This window comes from Rickettsia sp. TH2014, assembly GCF_019249195.1.
In the GTDB taxonomy this organism is placed as follows: Bacteria; Pseudomonadota; Alphaproteobacteria; order Rickettsiales; family Rickettsiaceae; genus Rickettsia; species Rickettsia felis.
Window position 1 is genome coordinate 1 of the sequence record NZ_MXAX01000022.1, and the last position, 3,457, is coordinate 3,457.

Genomic DNA, 3,457 nt, shown 5'->3' on the forward strand with positions numbered 1-3,457 from the left:
CTCTAAACTGCAATACGGAGGCACGACCGGGCATATGTTGACAGATATGATCCCATCAGATGATACACTGCTCATTAAACAACGTAACACAGCATGGATAACTAAAATAGATCATTACTTTAAAGAATATAATAAAGATATTGTATGTTGTGTAGGAACAACACACTTATTTGGTGAATATGGCTTGCTAAAGCTATTAATAGAAAGAGGATATTTAATTAATAGAATTAACAATGATTTAAGTAAAAACAGATTCTCTAGCAATGATTTAAATGAATTAGAATCATCAGCTAAAGATTTATTTATCTATAACGAAAATATAAATGAGTGGTGCATCAATAAGGAATTAGACATAGAATCAGAGAATAACCTATTATATGAAGCAATAAGTTTGGCTAATGCATTCTATGAGTTTCAAAGTGATACTAGTATAGAAAATAATAATTGTGTAGAAAGTTTAGGATAAAATTAAATTAGTAGCCAAAATAAAAATCTCCTTTTATCTTGGCTACACATTATTTAAAACTCCTTTCTAAAAGAATTTTAATACTGCCTTTCAAAGCACAAAGTAAATACAAGCAGTCCTTGAAAGAAATTTATTATGTCTCTATAATTAAATATAATTCATTAAATTAAATTTAAGGCTAAGTAATCGTGAGTGATCAAAATTTTTCTAATTTAGTACCGGTAAATATCGAAGATGAGATGAAAGTATCTTATCTTGATTATGCTATGAGTGTTATAGTAAGTAGAGCTATACCGGATGTTCGGGACGGCTTAAAGCCGGTACATCGCCGAATTATCTATTCTATGCATGAAGCCGGTAATCATGCTAGCAAACCTTATAGAAAATCCGCAAGAATAGTCGGTGACGTGATGGGTAAATACCATCCGCACGGTGATAGTGCTATTTACGACTCGTTAGTACGTATGGCACAAGATTTTTCCTTGCGTTTACCGCTTGTAGACGGGCAAGGTAATTTCGGCTCGATGGACGGTGATGCGGCGGCGGCAATGAGATATACCGAATCTCGAATGGCCAAAGTTTCGCATAAGCTTGTAGAGGATATCGATAAAGAGACTGTCAGCTTTAACCCTAATTACGATGGTTCTGAAGAAGAGCCTTCCGTACTTCCTGCAATGTTTCCCAATTTATTGGTTAACGGTAGCGGAGGTATTGCGGTCGGTATGGCAACTAATATCCCTCCGCACAATTTAGGTGAGGTTATCGAGGCTTGTTGTTTATATATAGATAATAACGATATAGAAATATTAGATTTACTCGAAGTCGTTAAAGGACCAGATTTTCCTACAGGTTCAATGATTTTAGGCATTAGCGGTATTAGATCGGCATATCTTACTGGTAGAGGTAGTATAATTATGCGAGGTCGAGCCGAGATTGAGAATATCGGTAATAACCGTCAAGCAATTATTATTACCGAAATACCGTATATGATAAATAAAGCAAGACTTGTTGAAAAGATTGCTGAGATGGTTAAAGAGAAACGTATTGAGGGTATAAGTGATTTACGTGACGAATCGAATAAAAACGGTGTAAGAATTTTCATTGAGTTAAAGAAAGACGTAGTTGCTGAGGTAGTCTTAAATCAAATATACGCATGTACGCAGCTACAAACTAGTTTCGGTGTTATTATGCTTGCTCTTAAAGACGGACTACCGAAAGTGATGAATTTGAAAGAAGTAATTGCGGCTTTCGTTAGTTTTAGGGAAGTGGTAATTACTAACCGTACTATATATTTGCTAAATAAAGCAAGAGATAGAGCGCATATTTTACTAGGGTTAACCATTGCCGTTAGTAATATCGATGAAATAATACGTATTATCAAAGCTTCAAATGATCCAAATGCAGCTAAACAAGAATTAATGGCACGCAGCTGGGATGCGTTAAATATTCTACCGCTTGTGAAGCTAGTTGATGATAAAGCAATGTTAAATGTGCAAGGCAAATGTAGCTTTACTGAGGTGCAGGCTAAGGCAATCTTAGAGATGAGACTACAACGTCTAACCGCTATGGAGAAAAACAAGCTTGAAGAGGACTTAAAGAACCTCGCTACGGAAATTGCCGAGTACCTTAATATACTTGGCTCTCGCACAAGGTTGCTTGAGATTTTAAAGGAAGAGTTAATTAAAGTTAAAGAAGAATTTGCGACTCCTCGTCTTACTTCAATTGAATTCGGCGAATTTGATCAAGATATAGAAGATTTAATTCAACGTGAAGAGATGGTTGTAACCGTAACGCTTGGCGGGTATATCAAGCGTGTACCTCTAAGTAGCTATCGTTCGCAAAAACGTGGCGGTAAAGGTAGATCAGGGCTCTCAATGCGTGATGAAGATATTACCACGCAAGTTTTTGTCGGTAGTACTCACACGCCAATGTTGTTCTTCTCAAATATAGGTCAGGTATATAGTTTAAAATTATATAAATTACCTTTAAGTAATCCGCAAGGTAAAGGAAGACCAATGGTTAATATATTATCGTTGAAAGAAAATGAGCATATTACAAATATTATGCCGCTACCTGAAAATCAGGATGAGTGGGATAATTTAAATATTATGTTCGCAACTGCCAAGGGTAACATCAGAAGAAGCGATTTATTAGATTTCAAAAAAATTCAGTCGAACGGCAAAATTGCTATTAGGCTTGATGAGGATGATAAATTAATAGACGTAAAACCATGTAAAGAAGACGAGCATATTTTACTTGCAACCAAAGCCGGTAAAGCTTTAAGATTCCCTGTTGGATCGCTGCGTGTTATTAAGAGCCGTACTTCCGACGGAGTGCGAGGTATGAAACTTGCTAAAGAGGATTCGGTAATTTCTATGACCGTGCTTAAAGGCATCAGCAGTACAAAAGAGGATAGAGATGCTTATTTAACAGTGCCATGGGAAAAAAGGCTTGAGATTGCTAAAGGTGAGAAGTTTAACCTTGAAGAGTTAAGTGTAACTTTGACTGCAGATTCTATTTTAGAAATGGCGAATTCCGAAGAATTTATCTTGACGGTTACAGAGAACGGTTTTGGTAAAAGAAGCTCGGCTTATGGCTATAGAATTACTGACCGTGGCGGCAGCGGTATAATCAATATGGATATTAACGACAAAACCGGTTTAGTCGTCGGTGTTATGCCGGTTAAAATGGATGATGAGCTAATGCTGATCACCAATAGCGGTAAGTTAATTCGCTGTAAACTTGAGTCAGTGCGTATTACGGGACGTAACACTAGCGGCGTAATCCTATTTAAGCTAGATGAAGGTGAAAAAGTCGTATCTGTCTCTTTAATTGCTGAAACTTCTGAAAGCGAAGAAGATAGTGAGTTAAAGGAAGATTTAGAGCAGGCAGAAGAGGTGTATACTTGATGAACTTCAAAAACTGGCTACGTCATCCTACAAGAGCTGTGGTGCTCACGTATTAAGTGTAATAGTTGAGATTTAATCTTAC

At 36.7% G+C, this 3,457-nt stretch carries 2 protein-coding genes; both read left to right on the forward strand.

All coding sequences use genetic code 11. From position 1 onward, the window contains the following. On the forward strand, positions 1 to 466 hold a 466-nt coding region (locus tag KYQ89_RS00280), incomplete at its 5' end, for a TraB/GumN family protein (protein ID WP_218459808.1). Positions 467 to 654: 188 nt separating this feature from the next. Further along, positions 655 to 3,375: a DNA topoisomerase (ATP-hydrolyzing) subunit A gene (gyrA, locus tag KYQ89_RS00285; RefSeq protein ID WP_218459809.1), complete on the forward strand. Its 2,721-nt coding sequence runs from the start codon at positions 655 to 657 to the stop codon at positions 3,373 to 3,375. Positions 3,376 to 3,457 lie beyond the last annotated feature (82 nt).